This is a genomic window from Streptomyces sp. AM6-12, assembly GCF_044327085.1.
Lineage (GTDB): Bacteria > Actinomycetota > Actinomycetes > Streptomycetales > Streptomycetaceae > Streptomyces.
In genome coordinates this window covers 1,108,428-1,130,029 of the sequence record NZ_JBIQWN010000001.1, presented here as the reverse complement: position 1 = coordinate 1,130,029, position 21,602 = coordinate 1,108,428, and the positions used below count along the sequence as shown (strand labels likewise).

At 74.0% G+C, this 21,602-nt stretch carries 18 protein-coding genes and 2 pseudogenes; 8 read left to right on the top strand and 12 right to left on the bottom strand.

The window, feature by feature from the left end; all coding sequences use genetic code 11:
* Positions 1–168 precede the first annotated feature (168 nt).
* The 4 genes and pseudogenes from ACE4Q9_RS05050 to ACE4Q9_RS05035 all read right to left on the bottom strand — a co-directional run bounded on the left by ACE4Q9_RS05050 (position 169) and on the right by ACE4Q9_RS05035 (position 4,385).
* Complete coding sequence (locus ACE4Q9_RS05050; protein ID WP_397987125.1) at positions 169–1,410, bottom strand: hypothetical protein; 1,242 nt, start codon at positions 1,408–1,410, stop codon at positions 169–171.
* A gap of 309 nt (positions 1,411–1,719) precedes the next feature.
* Positions 1,720–1,836 (bottom strand): annotated as a pseudogene (locus ACE4Q9_RS05045) (DUF2510 domain-containing protein); the annotation flags it as partial.
* A 72-nt stretch (positions 1,837–1,908) separates the two neighbouring features.
* On the bottom strand, positions 1,909–3,117 hold the full coding sequence (locus tag ACE4Q9_RS05040) for an anhydro-N-acetylmuramic acid kinase (RefSeq protein ID WP_397987124.1): 1,209 nt from the start codon (positions 3,115–3,117) through the stop codon (positions 1,909–1,911).
* Complete coding sequence (locus ACE4Q9_RS05035) at positions 3,108–4,385, bottom strand: MFS transporter (protein WP_397983006.1); 1,278 nt, start codon at positions 4,383–4,385, stop codon at positions 3,108–3,110. Before ACE4Q9_RS05035 ends, ACE4Q9_RS05040 begins: the two co-directional genes overlap by 10 nt.
* Before the next feature lie 237 nt (positions 4,386–4,622).
* Between ACE4Q9_RS05035 and ACE4Q9_RS05030 the strand changes: the two genes are divergently transcribed.
* Positions 4,623–7,301 (top strand): ATP-binding protein, encoded by a 2,679-nt coding sequence (locus ACE4Q9_RS05030; RefSeq protein ID WP_397983005.1) that lies wholly within the window; start codon positions 4,623–4,625, stop codon positions 7,299–7,301.
* Positions 7,302–7,323: 22 nt separating this feature from the next.
* Here ACE4Q9_RS05030 and ACE4Q9_RS05025 read toward each other — a convergent pair whose 3' ends face one another.
* Positions 7,324–8,247 carry a DUF3048 domain-containing protein gene (locus tag ACE4Q9_RS05025; RefSeq protein WP_397983004.1) on the bottom strand — a complete coding sequence of 308 codons (924 nt, stop codon included), beginning with the start codon at positions 8,245–8,247 and terminating at the stop codon, positions 7,324–7,326.
* 219 nt (positions 8,248–8,466) lie between these two features.
* On the opposite strand from ACE4Q9_RS05025, the gene ACE4Q9_RS05020 reads away from it, so the two are divergent.
* Positions 8,467–9,657, top strand: coding sequence for a zinc-dependent alcohol dehydrogenase (locus tag ACE4Q9_RS05020; RefSeq protein ID WP_397983003.1), 1,191 nt, complete (start codon positions 8,467–8,469; stop codon positions 9,655–9,657).
* 41 nt (positions 9,658–9,698) lie between these two features.
* Here ACE4Q9_RS05020 and ACE4Q9_RS05015 read toward each other — a convergent pair whose 3' ends face one another.
* Positions 9,699–10,769 carry an ATP-dependent DNA ligase gene (locus ACE4Q9_RS05015; RefSeq protein WP_397983002.1) on the bottom strand — a complete coding sequence of 357 codons (1,071 nt, stop codon included), beginning with the start codon at positions 10,767–10,769 and terminating at the stop codon, positions 9,699–9,701.
* Positions 10,770–10,866: 97 nt separating this feature from the next.
* Between ACE4Q9_RS05015 and ligD the strand changes: the two genes are divergently transcribed.
* Together ligD and ACE4Q9_RS05005 are read left to right on the top strand one after the other, a co-directional pair.
* Complete coding sequence (gene ligD / locus ACE4Q9_RS05010) at positions 10,867–11,886, top strand: non-homologous end-joining DNA ligase (RefSeq protein ID WP_397983001.1); 1,020 nt, start codon at positions 10,867–10,869, stop codon at positions 11,884–11,886.
* 72 nt (positions 11,887–11,958) lie between these two features.
* Entirely contained in the window at positions 11,959–13,086 is a 1,128-nt protein-coding gene (locus tag ACE4Q9_RS05005; protein WP_397983000.1) for a LacI family DNA-binding transcriptional regulator, read from the top strand.
* Between the two features lie 40 nt (positions 13,087–13,126).
* Here ACE4Q9_RS05005 and ACE4Q9_RS05000 read toward each other — a convergent pair.
* Positions 13,127–13,881: pseudogene (locus tag ACE4Q9_RS05000) on the bottom strand (VOC family protein).
* Between the two features lie 256 nt (positions 13,882–14,137).
* Here ACE4Q9_RS05000 and ACE4Q9_RS04995 point away from each other — a divergent pair.
* The gene (locus ACE4Q9_RS04995) at positions 14,138–14,383 is read left to right on the top strand and encodes a WhiB family transcriptional regulator (protein ID WP_397982999.1); all 246 of its coding nucleotides are present in this window, start codon (positions 14,138–14,140) and stop codon (positions 14,381–14,383) included.
* A 67-nt stretch (positions 14,384–14,450) separates the two neighbouring features.
* Here the strand turns inward: ACE4Q9_RS04995 and ACE4Q9_RS04990 are convergent, their stop codons facing one another.
* The 4 genes from ACE4Q9_RS04990 to ACE4Q9_RS04975 all read right to left on the bottom strand — a co-directional run bounded on the left by ACE4Q9_RS04990 (position 14,451) and on the right by ACE4Q9_RS04975 (position 18,848).
* Positions 14,451–15,428 carry an acyl-ACP desaturase gene (locus tag ACE4Q9_RS04990; protein ID WP_397982998.1) on the bottom strand — a complete coding sequence of 326 codons (978 nt, stop codon included), beginning with the start codon at positions 15,426–15,428 and terminating at the stop codon, positions 14,451–14,453.
* Positions 15,429–15,565: 137 nt separating this feature from the next.
* A complete protein-coding gene (gene ddaH, locus ACE4Q9_RS04985; protein ID WP_397982997.1) occupies positions 15,566–16,342 on the bottom strand; it encodes a dimethylargininase in 777 nt (258 codons plus the stop codon).
* A 126-nt stretch (positions 16,343–16,468) separates the two neighbouring features.
* Entirely contained in the window at positions 16,469–18,088 is a 1,620-nt protein-coding gene (locus tag ACE4Q9_RS04980) for an ABC-F family ATP-binding cassette domain-containing protein (RefSeq protein ID WP_397982996.1), read from the bottom strand.
* Between the two features lie 346 nt (positions 18,089–18,434).
* Positions 18,435–18,848 carry an SsgA family sporulation/cell division regulator gene (locus ACE4Q9_RS04975; RefSeq protein WP_397982995.1) on the bottom strand — a complete coding sequence of 138 codons (414 nt, stop codon included), beginning with the start codon at positions 18,846–18,848 and terminating at the stop codon, positions 18,435–18,437.
* A 205-nt stretch (positions 18,849–19,053) separates the two neighbouring features.
* Here ACE4Q9_RS04975 and ACE4Q9_RS04970 point away from each other — a divergent pair, with 205 nt between their 5' ends.
* The 3 genes from ACE4Q9_RS04970 (at position 19,054) to ACE4Q9_RS04960 (ending at position 21,393) form a co-directional block, all read left to right on the top strand.
* Positions 19,054–20,163: a WD40/YVTN/BNR-like repeat-containing protein gene (locus ACE4Q9_RS04970; RefSeq protein WP_397982994.1), complete on the top strand. Its 1,110-nt coding sequence runs from the start codon at positions 19,054–19,056 to the stop codon at positions 20,161–20,163.
* A gap of 73 nt (positions 20,164–20,236) precedes the next feature.
* Positions 20,237–20,575: a plasmid stabilization protein gene (locus tag ACE4Q9_RS04965; RefSeq protein ID WP_397982993.1), complete on the top strand. Its 339-nt coding sequence runs from the start codon at positions 20,237–20,239 to the stop codon at positions 20,573–20,575.
* A 68-nt stretch (positions 20,576–20,643) separates the two neighbouring features.
* On the top strand, positions 20,644–21,393 hold the full coding sequence (locus ACE4Q9_RS04960) for an endonuclease V (protein ID WP_397982992.1): 750 nt from the start codon (positions 20,644–20,646) through the stop codon (positions 21,391–21,393).
* Here ACE4Q9_RS04960 and ACE4Q9_RS04955 read toward each other — a convergent pair.
* The gene (locus ACE4Q9_RS04955) at positions 21,342–21,530 is read right to left on the bottom strand and encodes a hypothetical protein (protein ID WP_397982991.1); all 189 of its coding nucleotides are present in this window, start codon (positions 21,528–21,530) and stop codon (positions 21,342–21,344) included. The genes ACE4Q9_RS04960 and ACE4Q9_RS04955 overlap by 52 nt on opposite strands.
* Between the last annotated feature and the right edge of the window lie 72 nt (positions 21,531–21,602).

Here is a 21,602-nt window from a genome sequence, read left to right as displayed (position 1 = left end):
CCCAGGCCGCCGTTCACGGGATGACTGAACGGCGGCCTGCCCGCGCCGCACCGTGGGGACGGGGGCGGCGCGCACCCCCGGCCGGGTGGGGTTCCCCTTGAGCGGAGGGGGATCCCGCCCGGCCGAACTCTTCGGCACCCGGTGGGGATTCCGGGCGCCGGAGAGGGGTCAGACGTTCTGGCCGCTGCTGCCGCCGCCGGAGGAGGAGACCTTGATGCCCTTCAGGATCTCGTCGATGACCCCGGTGTCCTGGCCGACGTCGATGCCGAAGCGCACGACGACCATCTGCCGGGAGTCGTTCGGGGAGGGGAAGGCGACCGACTCGACCAGACCGTCGGAGCCCTTGCTGGTCACGGCCTTCCAGCGCACCATGTAGCCCTTCTGCCCGGCCACCGTCACCGCCTGGGCGGCAAGCTGCTGGTGCGAGGTGATGCTGCCGTAGGTGCTGCCGCCGTACGACTCCTTCGCGTTCGCCGCGATGTCCGCCTTCGCGACCTGCTCCGCGGTGTCGCCGTCCGTGCCCAGGGCCACGGCGGGCGCGGTGTAGGCGCCGCCCGCGGTGCAGGTCTGGGAGCTGTTGCCGGGGCACTTGTAGGAGTCGTCCGAGGTGACCTGCGCGCCGACGCTGATCGCCTGCCCGGTCCAGCCCTTCGGCACGGGCAGGCTGACGCCGTCGACCGCGTCGGGCACGGACCCGCCGCCCTTGATCTTGGGCGCGGGTGAAGGCGAGGAACCGCCGGAGCCGCCCGAGCCGTTGGAACCACCCGGTCCGCCGAGGCCGCCCGAGCCGTCCTGCCCGCCGGAGGAACCGCCGGAGCCGTCGGACCCGCCGGGGCCTTCCGGGCCGCCGAACCCGCCGCCGTTCTGCCCGCCGCCCGCGCTGTGCTGCGCCCCGGCGCGGTCGCCGCCCTGGCCGCTGCCGTCGTCGGTGAGCGCGTACACCCCGACCCCGATGCAGGCCAGCACCGCGACCGCCGCGGCGACGGCGATGCCGGTGCGCAGCCCGCTCCGGGAGGAGGACGGTGGCGGGGCGGGGTAAGAGGGGTAGCCGGTGTACGCGGGGTAGCCGGGCTGGCCGGGAGGGGGCTGATGGCCGGGGTAGGCGCCGTAGCCATAGCCATAGCCATAGCCATAGCCATAGCCGTGGCCGTGGGCGGTGGAGGGCGCCTGACCGGCGGGCGGCGGGGGAGTGGCCCCCGGCGCCGGACCGGCGAAGGGGGCTTGGCCGGCGGGCGGCACGGGGCCTGCCGGTGCCGTCGGGTCGCCGTTCTGAGCGGCCGGGCCCGTCTGTGCCGTCGGGCCGCCCTCCGCCGCCTGACCGTCCGGCGCCTGACCGGGCTCCGACGCTTTGCCGGCGGCCGGAGCCTGGGCGGCCCGCGTAGCCGGGCCCGTGGTCGCGGCCGTGTCCACGGGCTCGGGCGGCACGGGGCCTGCCGGTGCCGTCGGGTCGCCGTTCTGAGCGGCCGGGTCTGCCTGTGCCGTCGGGGCGGTCTGCGTCGCCGGGCCCGAACCCGCCGCCGTGTCGGCCCGTGCCGCCTCGCCGGTCCCCGGTGCCCGGCCGCCCTCCGCCGCCTGGCCGTCCGGCGCCTGACCGGGCTCCGACGCTTTGCCGGCGGCCGGAGCCTGGGCGGCCGGGCCCGTGGTCGCGGCCGTGTCCACGGGCGGGGCGGGCTCGTCGCCGGGCGCTGCCGCTGTCGGGGGACCCCACGTCGCGGCCGTCCCGGCGGGGCGGATCCGGTCCGTCCATGCCCTGCCGTCCCACCAGCGCTCGGTGGGCGGACCGTCATGCGTCTGCCCGGGGTCGGGGTACCACCCGGGAGGAGTCACCTGCGTCATGGCCCCACCGTATGAGGCAACCGTGAAAGTGCGATGAGAGGATCTGCCGCCAATCCCTCGTCCCCGGACATTTCACCTCTCGATTTCTTCGGCCGCCCCGGTCCGGTCTCCCGCCCTGCCCCCCTCCATGCCCTCCACCACCAGCCGCACCGGCGCGCACGCCGCGCGCTCCGGCATCCGGAACCCGTCCCGCCCCGGTGTCACCGACCCCAGCACGCTCGGCCGCCGCGCCCCCGTGCTGCGCGGATCGGTGCCCGCGAGGCCGTGCACGGTGAGGAAGCCGAGGACGGCGAAGGCGTACGCCTCCTTCGCGGCGGCAGGCAGCCCGAGTTCGTCCGAGGAGCGCAGCGGGACCCGGCCGAGCAGCTCCCGCAGCAGACGCACCAGCACCGGGTTGCGCACGCCCCCGCCGGACGCGATGACCTCGCTCGCGCCGACGGACCGCACCGCGTCCGCGACCGTCCGCGCGGTCAGCAGGGCGAGCGTGGCGAGGACGTCCTGCGGGCGGGCCCCGTCGAAGGCGCCGGCGGCCCGCAGATACCCGGCGTGGAACAGCTCCTTGCCGGTGGTGCGCGGCGCCTGCCGCGCGTAGTACGGCTCCGCGAGCAGCCGTGCCAGCAGCCGGGGGTCGGGGCGGCCGCGCGCGGCGAGGGCGCCGTCCGCGTCGTAGGCCAGCCGTCCGCCGCTGAACTCCCGCACCGCCGCGTCCAGCAGCGCACAGCCGGGCCCGGTGTCGAAGGCGGTGCCGTCCGGTGCGGTCAGGTTGGCGATGCCGCCGATGTTCAGCGCCACCGGGCGCCCCGGCCGGCCCCGCAGCCACAGCAGGTCGAACAGGCTGACCAGGGGCGCCCCCTGGCCGCCCGCCGCGACGTCCCGCGCCCGGAAGTCGGCGACCACGGGCAGCCCGGTCGCCTCCGCGATCCACGCGGGCTGCCCGAGCTGAAGGGTGCCGCGCACCCGTCCGTCCGCCACCCAGTGGTAGACCGTCTGCCCGTGCGAGGCCACCAACTCGGCCTGGCCCGCGCACAGTTCCCTGTTCGCCCGCATCGCTGCCGCCGCGAACGCCTGCCCGATCCCGGTGTCCAGGCGGCACACCGCGTCGAACCCGCACGCCGCGGGCGGCATTGCCCGCGCGAGCGTCGTGCGCAGCGGCTCCTCGTACGGCGCGCTGACCATACCGAGCGGCCGCAGCGTCAACGTGTCGCCGACCAGCCGCAGTTCACCGGCCGCCGCGTCCACGGCGTCGTACGACGTCCCGGACATCAGCCCGATCACCCGCACCGCTTCCTCCAACCAGCGTTCCGGAAAGTCCTGTTCGGTGACGGGTCCCGCCGACTCCGCTCCTGTGGCGTCCCCTTCAGCAGTGCGAGCCCGCTCACCGCGCACGCCGCCGCCGCGTAATAGCCCGGCACGTCCGGGTTGCCGGTCCGGCGCACCGCCTCCGTGATGATCAGGCCCGCGCAGCCGGAGAACACCGCGTTGGACAGCGCGTAGGCGAGGCCCAGGCCGGTCCAGCGGACGTGGGCGGGGAACATCTCGGCGAGCAGGGCCGGGCCGGGGCCCGCCAGCAGGCCCACCACCGCGCCGGCGCCGGCCAGCGCGAGGGCCTTCGCCAGGACCGGGGCGCCCGGATCCTGGAGCAGGTCGAGCACCGGCAGCGCGCCCGCCACCACCAGCAGCGCGCCCGCGAGCAGCACCGGCCGCCGGCCCACCCGGTCGCTGAGCGCCCCCGCGGGCAGGATCGCCGCGGCGAACCCCGCGTTGGCCACCGCCGCGGCCACCAGCGCCTGCGCGAACCCCGCGTGCAGCGCGCTCTGGAGGTAGGAGGGGAGTACCACGAGGAAGGTGTACCCGGCCGCCGACCAGCCCGTCACCCGCGCCGCGGCCAGCCCGATCGCGCCCCAACCGAGCCTCACAACAGGCGACTTGGGACGCTCCAGGAACTCCGGCGTCTCCGTGAGGCCGGTGCGCAGCCACAGCGCCAGCAGGCCCAGCGGCACGGCGAGCAGGAACGGCAGTCGCCACCCCCACGCGGTGAGCCGCTCCATGCCCAGCACCGCCGCCGTCACCGCAGTGACCCCCGCGCCGCCCAGTAGCCCCAGCGCCACCGTGAAGGACTGCCACGCCCCGTACACCCCGCGCCGCCCCGGCGGGGCGAACTCCGTCAGCACCGCCACCGCGCCGCCGAACTCCCCGCCTGCGGCCAGCCCTTGGACGATCCGCAGCAGCGTGAGCAGCCAGGGCGCGAGGGCGCCCACCGCGCCGTACGTCGGCAGCGCCCCGATCAGTGCCGTCGCGCCCGACATCAGCGCCACCACCCCGATCAGCACCGGCCGCCGCCCGTACCGGTCGCCCAGCCTGCCGAACAGGACCGCGCCGAGCGGCCGGAAGAAGAACGCGAGCGCGAAGGAGGCGTACGTCCGCACCAGGCCCTGTACCGCACCGCCGCCCGCCGGGGTGAAGAAGCGCTCGGCGAGCACGGTCGCGAGGAAGCCGTAGACCGCGAACTCGTACCACTCCACGAAGTTCCCGGCCGATCCCGCTGCCACCGCCCGCGCTCCGGGAGCCCCTCGTGTCGTACTCCCGCGCGCAACGCGCCCCGTACGAGTCACTGCTGACACTCCGTCCGCCGACTACACCGCTGATCGGGGCGGGTCCGCGTCGCCCGGCCGCCCGGACTTTCACTCGGCTGTGCAACAGCTGCCCCGACCGTCCACCACATATCCCACCGGACGGCTACGCTCGGGGTCTGTACGTCATTCGGGCGACCTTGGGGAGGGAACGGGATGACGGAGGGACGGCCGGCGGCGGCCGCTTCGGCTCCCCTGTGGGAGCGGGACGCGGAGATCGGCACCGTCGCGCGGGCCATCGAGGAGCTGCGCGCCGACAGGTCCTCCGCGGGCGGCCTGCTGGTCTTCCGCGGCGAGGCGGGCCTCGGCAAGACCGCGCTGCTGGCCGAGATCCGCCGTATGGCCGAGGGCCGCGGCTGCACCGTGTGGTACGCACGCGGCGCCGAGACCCTGAGATCCGTGCCCTTCAACGTCGTACGGCAGCTGCTCCAGCCCGCGCTGCTGTCGCTGCTGCCCGAGGAGGCCCGCGAGTACCTCGGCGACTGGTACGACATCGCCGGTCCCGCCCTCGGCATAGCCGAACCGCAGGAGGAGAGCGCCGACCCGCAGTACGTGTGCGACGGTCTCGTCGCCGCCGTCCGCCGGCTCGCCCGCCGCGAATGGCCGCTCGTGCTGCTGATCGACGACGCGCACTGGGCCGACCAGGAGACCCTGCGCTGGCTCGCCGCCTTCGCCGAACGCCTGGACGACCTGTCCGTCCTCGTCGTGGTGGCCCGGAGGCCCGGCGAGGTCAGCGGGGAGAGCGCCCGCCACCTCGACGCGGTCGCCGAGGCCGCGGGCCGCCCCGTGAACAACCTGCGCGCGCTCACCCCGGACGCCGCGGCCGGACTCACCCGCGCCGCCCTCGGCCGGCACGCCGACGACGCGTTCTGCCGCGAGGTCTGGGCCGTCACCGCGGGCAACCCGTACGACGCCGTCGAACTCCTCGCCAAGGTGCAGGAGAGCGAAGTGTCACCGGTGGAGGCCCGCGCCGGGGAGCTGCGCGCCCTCAACCGCGCGGCCCGCGGCGGCGGACTGGTCGACCGGATCAGGGAACTCGGCTTCCAGGCCACCCAGTTCGCCTGGGCCGCCGCCGTCCTCGGCACCGGCATCACCCTCGGCTCGGCCGCCCGCCTCGCCACCATGGACGAGGAGGACGCCCGGCACTGCGCCGAACTGCTGCGCACCGCCCGTATCCTCACCACGCCCGCCCCCACGGCCGCTGAACACCGCCGCGCCGACCTGGAGTTCGTGCACCCGCTGATCGCCTCCGCCGTCTACAACTCCATCCCGGCGGGCGTGCGCACCGCCATGCACGGCGTCGCCGCCGAGATCGTCACCGAGCTGGGCCGGGGCGCCGCCGAAGCGGCCCGGCACCTGCTGCTGGTCCATCCGGAGGCCGACGAGAGACTGGTCGAGCGGCTGCGCGAGGCCGCCCGCGAACACCTCGCCGTCGGCGCGCCCGACGCCGCCCGCGTCTGTCTCGAACGCGCCCTCCAGGAGCCGCCCCGCCCCGACATCCACGCCCATGTCCTGTACGAACTGGGCTGCGCCACCCTGCTGACCGCGCCCGCCGTCACCATCGGCCATCTGCGCAGCGCCCTCGGCATGCGCGGGCTCGACGGTGGCGAACGCGTCGACGCCGTGGTCCGCCTCTCCCAGGCCCTGCTCCACAACGACCAGTTGGAGGAGGCCGTCCGCACCGTCGAGGCCGAGGCCGCCCGGCACGAACCGGGGCCCGTGCGGATGCGGTTGCAGGCGTTCCAGTACATGTGGGAGGGCATCCACGGCGAGAGCGCCGCACCGGCCCGCTCCCGCAGCCTCGCCGAACTCGCCGCCACCTGCACCGGCCGCGACAACACCGAGCGCGCGCTGCTGATCCTGCGCGGCTTCGACGCCATGACGCACGGCGAGAGCGCGGCCGAGATCGTCGAACTGTGCGACCGGGCCCTCGTCAACGGACGGCTCGCGCCCGGCCTCGGCTGGACCGACCGGGAGTGGGGCATCGAGCTGCTGATGATGCTCGGCAGCGCCTACGTCTACACCGACCGGCTCGACCGCGCCGAGAGCCTGTTCGCCGAGGCCCTGCGCGTGTACACCGGCGCCGGCTGGCACGGCGGCCACCTCTCCCTGGCCAACGCCTACCTGGGTCTCGCCTACCGCAGGCAGGGCCGCCTGAGGGACGCCGAGACCACCCTGCGCGAGGCCCTCGTGCTGGCCGAACGGGTGGGCCGACGCCTGCCGTTGCACTGGTCGGCCACCTGTGGTCTGGTCGACACCCTGCTGGCCCGCGGCCGGGTCCAGGACGCGTGGTCGGTCGCCGAGCAGTACGGCTTCGCCCCGCCGTACCCGTCCACCATCGTGCTGCCCGACGTCCGTTCGGTGCGCGGCCGGCTGCTGCTCGCCGTCGGCCGTACCGAGGAGGGCGTCAACGAGCTGGAGGCCGCCGAGAAGACCGCCGTCTCCCGCGGCGGCCACAACCCGGTCCTCGCACCCTGGTCGGTCGACCTCGCCAGGGCCCTCGCCGGACAGGACCCGGCCCGCAGCAAGCGGCTCGCCGCCGACGCCCGCCGGCAGGCCGAGCGCTTCGGCACCGACACCGCCATCGGCGAAGCCCTGCGCTGCGCCGCCGCCCTGGAGACCGGCGGCCGAGCACTCCAGCTCGCCCGCCGCGCCGTCACCTATCTGGAGGCATCGCCCTCCCAGTACGAACACGCGGCGGCCCGCGTCGAGTACGGCATCCTCGCCCGCTCCGCCGCCGACCTGAACCGGGGCCTCGACCTGGCCCGCTCCTGCGGCGCGGACGGCCTGGTGGCACAGGCGCGGGCGGCGCTCGACGAGGGAGGGATGCGTTGACTCCTGGGCGCGGTACGGCGGTTCAGCTCGCCCGCGCGAACACCACCCACACCTGGCCGGCGGCGAAGTCCAGCGGCCGGCCGTCCGCCGCGGTGAACGTCGTACCGTCGGGCGCCGCCGGCCGTGACCAGGTGGCGGCGAAGGAGCGCCCGTCGCGCAGCACCTCCGCCCGCCCGGAGCCGACCGTCTCGGTGTAGGGGGTGGGGTTGCCGAGCACGTCGTGGTACCGCGAGTCGCGGATGCCGACGTACTGCACGACGACCGTCGGTGGCGCGGGCCGGGGGCCGTCCGTGTCGGTCGTGGGGGTGCCGTCCATCGCGATCAGCCAGCCGTGCCGGGCCGGTGACCAGGTGAAGGTGAAGCGGGCCGACGGGTAGCGCACGGTGCGCGAGGCCACCGGGGTGCCCCCGGCGGGGGCCGGGCCGTAGCGGAAGCCCGTGGTCAGCGCGCCCCGGCCCGGAGCGGAACGCAGCAGGCGCACGGGGCGCAGATAGAGGTTGTGCGGCGCGGCCCGCGAGCCGTCCCGTTCGTAGGCGCCGGGCGCCTCGCCGGGCGACTCGGGCCGCACCGGTGCCCGCCCGATCAGCGGCAGCAGCTTGCGCTGGGCGCCGGAGAAGGCCAGATACGGCCGGTCGAACTGGGCGAGCAGCTCCAGATCGGACTCGCGGGCGCTGCGCACCGGCCCGACGGCGCCCGGCAGCCGGCTCGCGTACACCGCCATCAGCCGGCTCAGACCGCCCTCGACCTGCTCCGCGTAGACCACGTCGGCGGCGTCGAGACCGGTCTGCGGGCGGGCCGCGGGCACATTGTCGATCTTCACCGCGAGCGGCGAGCCGCCCGCGGTGGTGGAAGCCGGGGGCGGGGTCGGCACCGGGTGCTCGTCCTGCCGTCCGCCGGGCCCGCCGCAGCCCGACGCCAGGACGGCGACCAGCACACCCGCCGCCACCCGGCCCCTTCGGGCACCGCGTCTCCCGCCCACCCTCGCCACCCCGTCCGTCGTCGGGCGTCCGCCGTCCCGCGTCCGGGCGGGCGCCCACACGGGTCATACCCGCCGCCGCCCCGACCGGCACCCGCACCGCGCCCACCAGGACGTTCGGCCCCCGGACACACGGGTACCCGGCCGCTACCGCAAAACGGACGTACGCGACCAAGGGAGCGCGACCTCATGAAGGCAGTCACCTGGCAGGGCAAGCGGGACGTGCGGGTGGAGGACGTACCCGACCCGAAGATCGAGGAACCCACCGACGCCGTCATCCGCATCACCTCCAGCGGGCTGTGCGGCTCGGACCTGCATCTGTACGAAGTACTCACCCCGTTCATGACACCGGGCGACATCCTCGGCCACGAACCCATGGGCATCGTGGAGGAGGTCGGCTCGGAGGTCACCAAACTGAAGCCCGGCGACCGGGTCGTGGTGCCGTTCCAGATCTCCTGCGGCCACTGCTTCATGTGCGACTCCGGGCTCACCACCCAGTGCGAGACCACCCAGGTCACCGGCGAGGGGATGGGCGCGGCCCTGTTCGGCTACACCCGGCTGTACGGCGCCGTGCCGGGCGCCCAGGCCGAGTATCTGCGGGTGCCGCAGGCGCAGTTCGGCCCGATGAAGGTGCCCGACGGCCCGCCGGACGACCGCTTCGTCTACCTCTCCGACGTGCTGCCCACCGCCTGGCAGGCCGTCGAGTACGCCGCGATCCCGCCCGGCGGCAGCGTCGCGGTCCTCGGCCTCGGCCCGATCGGCGACATGGCCTGCCGCATCGCCATGGCGCGCGGCGCCGAACGGGTCTTCGGCATCGACCTCGTGCCCGAGCGGCTCGCACGGGCGAACCGGCGGGGTGTGAAGACGTACGACCTCCGGGCCTTCGACGACGAGAAGGCGCTGATCCACGCCATCAAGGACGAGACCGGCGGCCGGGGCCCGGACGCGGTGATCGACGCCGTCGGCACCGAGGCCCACGGCAGCGCGGCGGCGCGGCTCGCCCAGCAGGCCACCGCCCTGATGCCGCGCGCGGTCGCCGCACCCTTCGCGGAACGTTTCAGCGTCGACCGGCTCGGCGCCCTGTACATGGCGATCGACCTGGTGCGACGCGGCGGCACCATCTCCCTCAGCGGCGTCTACGGCGGCATGGCCGACCCGCTCCCGCTGCTCACCCTGTTCGACAAGCAGATCCAGATGCGGATGGGCCAGGCCAACGTGCGCCGCTGGAGCGACCAGATCATGCCGTACCTCACCGACGAGGACCCGCTCGGCGTCGAGGACTTCGCCACGCACCGCGTGCCGCTGTCCGAGGCGCCGCACGCCTACGAGATGTTCCAGCGCAAGGAGGAGGGCGCGATCAAGATCCTCATGAAGCCGTAACGGCACCTCGTGAGTTCCGGAGATCCCCGGCGGGGGAGGGCTCAGCCCTTCTCCCCGAGGATCTCCGCGAGGTCGTACCGCACCGGCTCGTCCAGCTGGGCGTACGTGCAGCTCTCGGGCGTCCGGTCGGGGCGCCAGCGGCGGAAGCGGGCGGTGTGCCGGAAGCGCTGCCCGTTCTCCATGTGGTCGTAGGCGACCTCGGCCACCCGCTCGGGCCGCAGCGGCACCCAGGACAGATCCTTCTTGCCTGACCAGCGGCTCGGCGCGCCCGGCAGCCGGGCGCTCTCGTGCGCCGCCTCCTCGGCCCAGGCCGCCCAGGGATGACCGGTGACGTCGTCCATCCGCAGCGGCGCCAGTTCCTCCACCAGTTCGGCGCGCCGCTGCATCGGGAACGCGGCCGACACGCCCACATGCTGGAGCCTGCCCTCCCCGTCGTACAGCCCGAGCAGCAGCGAGCCGACCACCGGGCCGCTCTTGTGCAGCCGGTAACCGGCCACCACGACGTCCGCCGTGCGTTCGTGCTTGATCTTGAACATGGCCCGCTCGTCCTGCCGGTAGCGCAGGTCGAGCGGCTTGGCCACGATCCCGTCCAGCCCGGCGCCCTCGAACCGCTCGAACCACTGCCCGGCCACCGCGAGATCCGTCGTCGCGGGCGCCACGTGCACCGGCGGCGTGACGTCCGCGAGGGCCCGCTCCAGCAGCGTGCGCCGGTCGGTCAGCGGCACGTCCAGCAGGGCGTGGTCGTCCAGCGCCAGCAGGTCGAAGGCGACGAAGGAGGCCGGGATGCGCTCCGCCAGCGTTCGCACCCGCGAGGCCGCCGGATGGATCCGCTCGGTCAGCGCGTCGAAGTCCAGGTGCCCGTCCCGCGCGATCACGATCTCCCCGTCGAGCACGCACCGCTCGGGCACCCGCTGCCGAAGCGCCTCGACCAGTTCGGGAAAGTACCTGGTCAGGGGCTTGCCGGTGCGGCTGCCCAGCTCGAGCTCGGCGCCGTCGCGGAACACGATCGACCGGAAGCCGTCCCACTTAGCCTCGTAGTGCATGCCCGGCGGGATCCTCGCCACCGACTTGGCGAGCATCGGCTTCACGGGTGGCATGACGGGCAGCTCCATGGCTCCGATTCTGCGCGCGCTCGGTCGCGCGCGCCCGGCGTGCGCACCCATGCGCGCCCGGTGTGCGAGCCGCGCGGGGGGCGCCTACGGTGGCCGCATGGCCGAAGCGGTGGAACTGGAGGTGGCCGGGCGGACCGTACGGCTGTCCAGCCCGGACAAGGTGTTCTTCCCCGAGCGGGGCTTCACCAAGCTGGACCTCGCCCGGTACTACGTCGCGGTCGGCCCCGGCATCCTGCGCGCCCTGCGCGACCGCCCCACCACCCTGGAGCGCTACCCGGACGGCATCGAGGGGGAGTGGTTCTTCCAGAAACGTGCCCCCAAGGGCATGCCCGGCTGGATCCCGACCGCCCACATCACCTTCCCCAGCGGCCGCAGCGCCGACGAGATGTGCCCCACCGAGGAAGCCGCGGTGGTGTGGGCCGCGCAGTACGGCACGCTCACCTTCCACCCCTGGCCGGTGCGCGCGGGCGATGTCGACCACCCCGACGAACTCCGCATCGACCTCGACCCGCAGCCCGGCACCGACTACACGGACGCCGTCCGCGCCGCCCATGAACTGCGCGCCGTCCTCGACGAGTTCGGCGGGCTGCGCGGCTGGCCGAAGACCTCCGGCGGCCGGGGACTGCACGTCTTCGTGCCCATCGAACCCCGCTGGACCTTCACCCAGGTGCGGCGCGCGGCCATCGCCGTCGGCCGGGAGATGGAACGCCGGATGCCCGAGCACGTCACCATCAAGTGGTGGAAGGAGGAGCGCGGCGCCCGCATCTTCCTCGACTACAACCAGACCGCCCGTGACCGCACCATCGCCTCCGCCTACTCGGTACGGCCCCGCCCGGAGGCCACCGTCTCCGCGCCGCTGCGCTGGACGGAGGTCGGCTCCGCCCGCCCCCGCGACTTCGATCTGACCAGCATGCCGGCCCGGTTCGCCGAACTCGGCGACGTGCACGCCGACATGGACGACCATGCCTACTCCCTGGACGCCCTCCTGGAACTCGCCCGCCGCGACGAGCACGACCACGGGCTCGGCGACCTGCCGTACCCCCCGGAGTACCCGAAGATGCCCGGCGAGCCCAAACGCGTCCAGCCGAGCCGGGCCCGCGAGAACCCGGCGCCCTGATCGCGTACGGCACCCCGCCGGACGCCGAACGCTCGTTATCCTGGCGGTAACCGGCCGATGAGGAGTCCCGTGGTGCCCGAGGCAGTGTCGCGTCCCACCCTGGAGGCCGTGGCCACCCGCGCCGGGGTGTCCAGAGCCACCGTGTCACGGGTGGTCAACGGCGGGTACGGCGTGCGGCAGCCGCTGGCCGAGCGGGTCCGGCGGGCCGTGGCCGAACTCGGCTACGTGCCCAACCAGGCGGCGCGCAGCCTCGTCACGAAGCGGCACGACGCCGTCGCCGTCGTCATCGCCGAACCCGAGACCCGCGTCTTCACCGACCCCTTCTTCGCCCTCCAGTTGCGCGGTATCAGCAAGGAACTGACCGCCCACGACAACCAGTTGGTGCTGCTGCTCACCGAGGGCCGGGACGACCACACCCGAGTCGCCCGGTATCTCGCCGGGGGCCATGTCGACGGCGCGCTGGTCTTCTCCCTGCACCTGGACGACCCGCTGCCCGGACTCATCCACGACGCCGGGGTGCCCACCGTGTTCGGCGGCCGGCCGGGCTGGCGGGACCGTACCGGCACGCCGGTGTACGTGGACACCGACAACCGGGGCGGCGCGCGCACCGCCGTGCGCCATCTCGCCGGGCTCGGCCGGACCCGGATCGCGCACATCACCGGCGCCCTGGACCAGACCTCGGCCGTGGACCGGCTCGACGGCTACCGGGACGTCATGGCGGAGACGGCCGGCCGGGACGGCGATCCCTTGCTGGTCGTGGAGAGCGACTTCACCCCGGCGGGCGGGGAACGGGCCATGCGCGAACTCCTCGACCGCCGCCCCGATGTGGACGCCGTGTTCGCCGCGAACGACCTCACCGCGCTGGGCGCGCTGCGGGTGCTGCGGGAGCGGGGGCTGCGGGTGCCCGAGGACGTGGCGGTGGTCGGCTTCGACGACATGCTGCCGCTGGCCGAGCAGTCCGACCCGCCGCTGACCACGGTCCGTCAGGACATCGAGCAGATGGGCCGCCTGATGGCCCGCCTGCTGCTGCGCGGTACCTCCGGCTTGCGCGGCACCTCCGCCGCGCACGGCGCCTTCGGCTCGCCTGGCGCCGCCGCCCTGGACGTGACCTCCGTCCTCGACGGCGCCGATCCGGTGGGGCTGACTCCGGGGCCCGGCGTGATCCTGCCGACCACGCTGGTACGCCGGGCATCCGCCTGAGCCGCCCCCCGGCCGCCTTCTTGCCACCCGCCTTACCGCCTCACCCCCGCGCCCGCTCGCTCCTGAGCACCGCGAACCGTGCCCCGTACGGATCGGCCAGCCCGGTGATGCGCCCCACGCCCTCGACCGTCACCGGCGGGGCGCTCACCGACCCGCCGAGCCGCCCCACCCCGGCCGCGACCGCGTCGGTGTCCTCCACCGCGAAGTACGGCAGCCAGTACGGCTCGTCCCCCGCCCGGTCCAGCGGCACCATCCCGCCGAACATCGCGTCCTCCCCGGCGCCCGCCGGATGGACGCACGTGTACACGCCGTCCGGGAAGGAGCACCCGGTGGTAGAAGGCGGCCGCCGCCGCGATGTCCGGGGTGTGCAGCTCGGCCCAGCACAGCGCGCCCGGCACGTTCGCCAGGTCCACGCCCCTGATCCGGCCGGGCCCCCAGACCCCGAACCGCACACCGGCCTGGTCGCGCAGCACGGCCATGTGTCCCTGGCCCATCACGTCGACCGGCCCGAACAGCACCTGCATGGGCCTGTTCGGCCGCTCGGGCGGTCGCCGCCGCGTCCTGGGTCCGGAAGTACAGCGTCGAGGCCGGCGGCCCCTGCCCGGGCTCGCACCGCATACCACCGGCGACGGTCTTCCCGTCCAGCCGGAAGAAGCCGTACCCCCCGGCCTCCGGGCCCGCCGACTCGAAGCGCCAGCCGAACAGGGAGCCGTAGAAGGACCGCGCGCCGTCGATGTCCGGCGTGCCGGCATCGAGCCAGTTCGGGGCGCCCTCGGCGAAATCGGTGGTCAGCATGGCCGCCCTCCTCGCGGGGTGCCGTGCCGTGCACTGCCGAGTCTGGCACCGCCCACCGGCGCTCGCCGCCGGAGCACCGCCGGGCGCGCCCTCACCCTCGGTGACCCCGCAGGCCCGATCGGGTTCCCGGAAATTCCGCGCGCCGCCGTGCAACCGGACAGCACCGCAGCGCATCATCGATGCGGCCGGGGGCCCCGGCGCCGGCGTTGAGCGCACGTTGATCGAACGTTTTTCGCCGGTCGGCATGCTCCTGGTCATGCACCTCGACACCCTCACCCCGGCCGACCCGACCTGGCAGGCGCAGGCCCTGTGCGCGCAGACGGGGCCGGACTTCTTCTTCCCCGAGCCGGGCAGCTCGGTCCGCGAGGCGAAGCGCATCTGCGGGATGTGCGAGCTGCGCCCGGCCTGCCTGGAGTACGCCCTCGCCCACGACGAGCGCTTCGGCGTCTGGGGCGGGCTGTCCGAGAAGGAACGCCTCGCCCTGCGCCGCACCTCCGGCTGACCGGCCGCCGCATACGACCGGCCGCCGTCCTTGACCAGAACCGCTGCTGCCCCGGCGGGCGTCTCGCTCAGCCCGCGGCTCGCGCCGCCATCCGCGCCTTGCGTGCCGCCAGCTTCTCGTCGAACCGTGAGGCCTCCAGGTCCAGGCCGCCCATGAACAGGCCGAGTTCCTCCTGCGCCCGGCGCCCCTCGGGCCCGAGGCCGTCGATCCCCATGACCTTCAGGAAGCGCAGCACCGGCTGGAGCACGTCGTCGTGGTGGATGCGCAGGTTGTAGACCTCGCCGATCGCCATCTGCGCGGCGGCCCGCTCGAAACCGGGGATGCCGTGTCCGGGCATCCGGAAGTTGACGACGACGTCCCGGACCGCCCGCATCGTCAGATCGGGCGCCAGCTCGAACGCGGCCTTGAGCAGGTTGCGGTAGAACACCATGTGCAGGTTCTCGTCGGTCGCGATCCGGGCGAGCATCCGGTCGCACACCGGATCACCGGACTGATGGCCGGTGTTGCGGTGCGAGACGCGGGTGGCCAGCTCCTGGAAGGCGACATAGGCGACCGAGTGCAGCATCGAGTGCCGGTTGTCGGACTCGAAGCCCTCGCTCATGTGTGCCATGCGGAACCGCTCCAGCTGGTCCGGGTCCACCGCGCGCGAGGCGAGCAGATAGTCGCGCATCACGATGCCGTGCCGGCCCTCCTCGGCCGTCCAGCGGTGCACCCAGGTGCCCCAGGCGCCGTCGCGGCCGAACAGGCTGGCGATCTCGTGGTGGTAGCTGGGCAGGTTGTCCTCGGTCAGCAGGTTGACGACCAGGGCGGTGCGGCCGATGTCGGTCACCTTGGACTGGTCCTTCGCCCAGGCCTCCCCGTCCTCGAACAGGGCCGGGAAGTTGCGCCCGTCGCCCCAGGGCACGTACTCGTGCGGCATCCAGTCCTTGGCGACCTTCAGATGCCGGTTCAGCTCCCCCTCGACCACTTCCTCCAGCGCGTACAGCAGCCGGGCGTCGGTCCAGGCGGCGGTCGGGCCGGCGAGATGGGGGGAGGTGATCGTCACGGGAACTCCAGGGGGACGCCGAACAGGGAGCACGAGCGGGGGGTACCGGCGAGCGGGGCCGGGAAACCTACGAGATCGTAAGCTACGAATCCGTAGGTTACGAAACCGTAGGTTAAGGCGCCGTAAGAGAGTCCCGGTCAGGCGTACAGCTCCCGCAGCCGTACGGACAGACAGGTCACCGAGCCCTCCAGCTTCTCGAACTCGCCGATGTCGACGGTGACCACCTCGTAGCCGAGGTCGGTCAGCAGCTCGGCGGTCTTCGGGGCGCTCGCCGCCATCAGCAGCTTGTGCCCGCCGAGCAGCACCACGTGCGCGCCGGACTCCTCGGGCACCGAGAGGAAGCCGGGGAACAGCGAGGGCCGGTCCACCCTCGGGATGTGCCCGATGACGGTGCCGTCCGGCAGCGCGGTCACGGCCGACTTCAGATGCAGCACCTTGCTCACCGGCACGGCCACCACCCGCGCGCCCAGCGGCTCGAACGCGGCCCGCAGCTGCTGCACTCCGGCCGCGTCGGTGCGCCCGCTGCGGCCCACGTAGACCGTGTCGCCGACCTTCAGTACGTCGCCGCCGTCCAGGGTGCCCGGATCCCATATCCAGTTCACCGAGCAGCCGAGGGCGGCCACCGCCTCCTCCACACCGGCGGTCTCCGGGCGGCGGGACGCACTGCCCGGCCGGGTGATCAGCGCGACGTTGCGGAACAGGACGACGGTGTCCTCCACGAACACCGAGTCCGGGCAGTCGTCGGCCGGCTCGACCTCGAACGTCTCCCAGCCGTGCGCCCGCAGCGCCCCGACGTACGCCTCCCACTGCTCGGTGGCGAGTTCGACGTCGACCTGCTGCCGCTCGATATGCGTCACCAGGCCCTCGGCGAGACGCGGGCTCGGGCGGCGGACGAGGGCCTTCTTGCTGGGCACGACGGGCCTTTCCGGTCGGGGACGGGGTGCCTGCGCCGCGGGTGCGGCACTGGTCCGCCATCATGCAGCCCGGCGCGTCCGGCACAAAACCCCCGCCCCCGGTCCGCCGCGCCCCGGACAGAACATCTAGCTCACCTCCTCCGGCGCGATCTCCGTCAGCTCCCCGTCCGCCAGCAGCAGCCAGCGGGTGATGCCGATCGACTCCAGGAAGGGCAGGTCGTGGCTGCTCACCAGCAGTGCGCCTTGATACGACGCCAGGGCCGAGGTGAGCTGCCGGACGCTCGCCAGATCGAGGTTGTTGGTCGGCTCGTCCAGCAGGAGCAGTTGGGGCGCCGGTTCGGCCAGCATCAGCGCGGCCAGCGTGGCCCGGAAGCGCTCGCCGCCGGACAGGGTGGCCGCCCGCTGGTCGGCGCGCGCGCCCCGGAACAGGAAGCGGGCCAGCCGCGCCCGGACCCGGTTGTTGGTGGCGCCGGGTGCGAACCGGGCCACGTTCTGGGCGACGGTCAGCTCGTCGTCCAGCACGTCGAGCCGCTGCGGCAGGAACCGCAGCGGGACGTGCGCGGTGGCCGTGCCCGCTACGGGAGCCAGCTGTCCGGCGATGGTGCGCAGCAGCGTCGTCTTGCCCGCGCCGTTGCGCCCGACCAGCGCGATCCGCTCCGGGCCGCGCAGATCGAGGATCCCCTCGACCCGCGCCCCGTAGGCCATCGCCAGGTTCTCCAGGGTGAGCACCTGCCGGCCCGGCGGTACGGCGGTGAACGGCAGGTCGACGCGGATCTCGTCCTCGTCGCGCACCGCGTCCACCGCGTCGTCCAGGCGCTCCCTTGCCTCGGCGAGGCGCTCCTCGTGCAGGATGCGGTGCTTGCCCGCCGACACCTGGGCGGCGCGTTTACGGGCGCCCATCACGATCTTCGGCTCGCGCTTGGAGTCCCACATCTTCTGCCCGTACCGCTTGCGGCGGGCCAACTTGACCTGTGCGTCGGACAGTTCGCGCTGCTGCTTGCGCACATCGGCCTCGGCGGCCCGCACCATCCGCTCGGCCGCCTCCTGTTCGACGGCCAGTGCCTGCTCGTAGGCCGAGAAGTTGCCGCCGTACCAGGCGACCTCGCCGGAGCGCAGGTCCGCGATCTGGTCGACCGAGTCGAGGAGTTCGCGGTCGTGGCTGACCACCACGAGCACGCCGGACCAGGCGGCCACGGCCTGGTGGAGACGGCGGCGCGCGTACAGGTCGAGGTTGTTGGTGGGTTCGTCCAGGAGCAGCACGTCCGGGCGGCGCAGCAGCAGTGCGGCGAGCCGGAGCAGCACCGACTCGCCGCCGGACACTTCGCCGACGGTCCGGTCCAAGTCGATGTGGCCCAGACCGAGTTCGCCCAGGGTGACCAGGGCGCGCTCCTCGACGTCCCAGTCGTCGCCGACCGTCTCGAAGTGCCGTTCGGCCGCGTCGCCCGCCTCGATGGCGTGCAGCGCGGCCCGCCGCTCGGCGATGCCGAGGGTCGCGTCGACGCGGAGCGTGGTGTCCAGAGTGACGTTCTGCGGGAGGTAGCCGACGTCTCCGGTGACCTTGACCGTGCCGTCGGTCGGGGTGAGTTCACCGGCGAGCAGTTTCAACAGGGTCGATTTACCGGACCCGTTGACGCCGACGAGCCCGGTCCTGCCGGGGCCGAAGGAGAGGTCGAGCCCCTCGAACACGGTGGTGCCGTCGGGCCAGGCGAAGGACAGGGACGTACAGGTGAGGGAGGAAGATGACATGCGGGCCTCGCGGGGGAGTGGGTGCGGTTTCGCGGACGCGTCTGAAGACACCGCGGGGCGGGAACCGAAGGGTCACCCGGAGGCCGTACGGAAAGAAAAAAGGGCCTGTGCCGGAGGACGGCTCGAACGCCGAGGGTCGTACGCCACGCACACCTCACCGGTGCGACGCGGTGTCTTCGAACCTCAGACGAGCAACGTCCTTCTCCAATCGACGGCAACAGAACCAGGACCAACGGTAGGGGCAGCGCCGACGGGAGTCAAAGCATTTACCGGCGCGGTGTGCGCGTGCCCCAGCCGGGATTGCCGACCGCCCGGACGCGGGCCACGCTCTCCCGATCTCCCGCCGTCAGGCGTCCCGCATCAGTTCCGCGAGGTGGTGGTCCAGGTCGAGCTGGAGGTGTTCGAGGCCGACCGGCACCAGTTCGCCGGTCGCCTCCAGGAAGCGCCGTATCTCGCCCGCGCGCACATGGACGACGGCGGTGCCCTCCGGGGCGTGGAACTCCAGCACGACGCGGTCGTAGCCGTACGGCCGCACCCGTACGTCACCGTGGCCCTCGGGCGCGAGCAGCCCGGCGGCGAGCAGTTCGCGGGCGAAGGTCCAGCAGACCTCGACGCCTTCCAGGGTGGCCGGGGCCGGGAAGGTCATCCGCACGGCGAACGGGTCGCGGCGGTCGTAGCACAGGGTGGCGGGAATGCTCGGCATGCGCGGTGCGGCGGCGACGAGGCGGGCTTCTACGGGCTGCTCGATGACGGTGGACAACGCCTTGCTCCCTCGTGACGGCTGGACTGCGGCCAAGTGACTCCCGGCACTGGAGGAGACGACGGAACGGGCCGGGGCGTGCACCTGGGAGACGAGTGACCTCGGTCACCGCGTTCATGCCCCCGCGGCCGCCCCTGCTACGTACGGCAGTTGGCCCTCTGGACGGCGCCCCGGCCGTGGGCTAGCTTCGCCCGCCATGAGGCGCATGGGGAACGCGAGGGACAAGAGGGACACAAGGGGCGTCCGGCGGACGGGCAGGCTGACGGCGGCGGGAGTCGCGTGCGGCGCGGCGCTGGCCGCGCTGACCGTCCCGTCGGCCGCGGCACCCGCCCGCCCCCAGGACGTGCACTGGGCGGCGAAGGACCCCGGCACCCCCCAGGTCCGCTTCCGGGGCCTGGCCGCCGTCGACCGGCACACCGCCTGGCTGGCCGGCACCGGCGGCACCGTCCTGCTCACCCGCGACGGCGGCACCTCCTGGCGCGATGTCTCCCCGCCCGGCGCGTCCGGCCTGGAGTTCCGGGACGTCGAGGCGTCCGACGCGCGGCACGCCGTGGTCCTGGCCATCGGCGAGGGCGAGGCGTCCCGGATCTACCGCACCGACGACGGCGGGGCGAGCTGGACGGAGTCCTTCCGCAACACCGACCCGGACGCGTTCTACGACTGCCTGGCCTTCTTCGACCGCCGCCACGGCCTCGCGATGGGCGACCCCGTCGACGGGAAGTTCCGCCTCCTGTCCACGAGCGACGGCGGCCGCTCCTGGCGGGTGCTGCCCGCGGCCGGCATGCCGGCCGCCCTGGACGGCGAGGCGGGCTTCGCGGCGAGCGGGCAGTGCCTGGTCACCGCCGGCCCGAAGGACGTCTGGCTGGCCACCGGCGGCGGCGCCCGCGCGCGCGTGCTGCACTCCGCCGACCGCGGGCTGACCTGGACCGCCGCCGACACCCCGGTCCCGGCCGGTGACCCGGCCCGCGGGGTGTTCGCGCTCGCCTTCCGCGACCGCGTCCACGGCCTCGCCGTCGGCGGCGACTACCGCGCCGGCGAGCCCTCGCCGCGGGCCGCGGCCGTCACCCGTGACGGCGGACGCACCTGGCAGCCCGCCGCCACACCCCCGCCGGCCTACCGTTCCGGCGTCGCCTGGCTGCCGCACAGCCGCGCCGCGGCGCTCGCCGTCGGGCCCACCGGCACCGATCTGACCACGGACGGCGGCCGCACCTGGCGCACGATCGACTCCGGCTCGTACGACACCGTCTCCTGCACCCCCGACCTCGGCTGCTGGGCGGCCGGTGAGCAGGGCAGGGTGGCCCGGCTGGAACGGTGAGGTAGGCGCGCCGGGAGCCGGGTACTCGCGCCCCGAAGGCGTCGTACGAGCCTTCGAGGTGAAAGGAGCGATCATGCCAGCCGGTTCCAGGCCCAAGCGCGAACGCCAGTACGAGCACATCAAGGAGAGCGCGCAGGAGCGGGGCGAGAGCGCGGGACGCGCCAAGGAGATCGCCGCGCGGACCGTCAACAAGGAGCGCGCACGGTCCGGCGAGTCCAAGACCGCGAGCCGCACCTCCACCCAGGACATGTCGTCCAGCAGGCGCGGCGGGCAGCGGTCGGGCAACCGCACCGGCCCGCAGGGCCCGACCCGCGACCAGTTGTACAACGAGGCGAGGCAGCGCGGCATCGAGGGCCGCTCGAACATGAACAAGGACCAGTTGCAGCGCGCGCTCAACGCCAAGAAGGGCTGAGCCGGCGCGGAGAACGCAGCGACCCCGGCGGCGGGACGGTCCGGCGCGGGCACGTACAGTCGGCCGTCATGACGACCGTAGGCGTACCGGCGGGCTGGCCCGCCAGCGAGGAAGAGGCCCGCGCGGTCCAGGACGAACTGCGCGGCCGGGTGGTGCTCGACGAGCCGGGCCCGCCGCCCGGCGAGGGCCATGTGACCGGGGTCGACGTGGCCTACGACGACGAGCGGGACCTGGTCGCCGCCGCGGCCGTCGTCCTGGACGCCGCCACGCTCGGCGTCGTCGCCGAGTCGACCGCCGTCGGCCGGGTCTCCTTCCCGTATGTACCCGGTCTGCTCGCCTTCCGCGAACTGCCCGCGGTCCTGGCCGCGCTCGACTCCCTGCCCTGCGCGCCCGGCTTGGTCGTGTGCGACGGCTACGGCCTCGCCCACCCCCGCCGCTTCGGCCTGGCGAGCCACTTGGGCGTGCTCACCGGCCTGCCCGCCATCGGCGTCGCCAAGAACCCGTTCACCTTCACCTACGACGACCCCGCCACCGCCCGCGGCAGCTCCGCCCCGTTGCTCGCCGGCGCCGAGGAGGTCGGCCGCGCCCTTCGCACGCGCGACGCCGTCAAACCCGTCTTCGTCTCCGTCGGCCACCGCGTGTCGCTGTCCAACGCCCTCGCCCACACGCTGGCCCTCACCCCGGCCTACCGCCTCCCCGAGACCACCCGGCACGCGGACGGGTTGTGCCGCAGGGCGCTCAAGGAGGCGGCGCGGGAAACGGCCGCTCAGTCGGCGGCGAGCCGCCAGACACCGACCTCCTTGTACTCGGAGTCGTAGACGGGCGAGCCGTCGCCGGGCTCCAGCGCGTAGTGGTGCAGATTGCCGCCCCAGTAGCGCAGGATCCGGCCCAGCTCGGTGGCCCGCTCCTGCGCCGTCGCGTTCTCGTCCACGGTCACTTCGAGCACGAACTTCACGGTTCTCGCGCCTCCTTGGGCTCATCCGGTCGGAGCGCCGATCGTCGCACGGGGGCGCCCGCGCACCGCTTG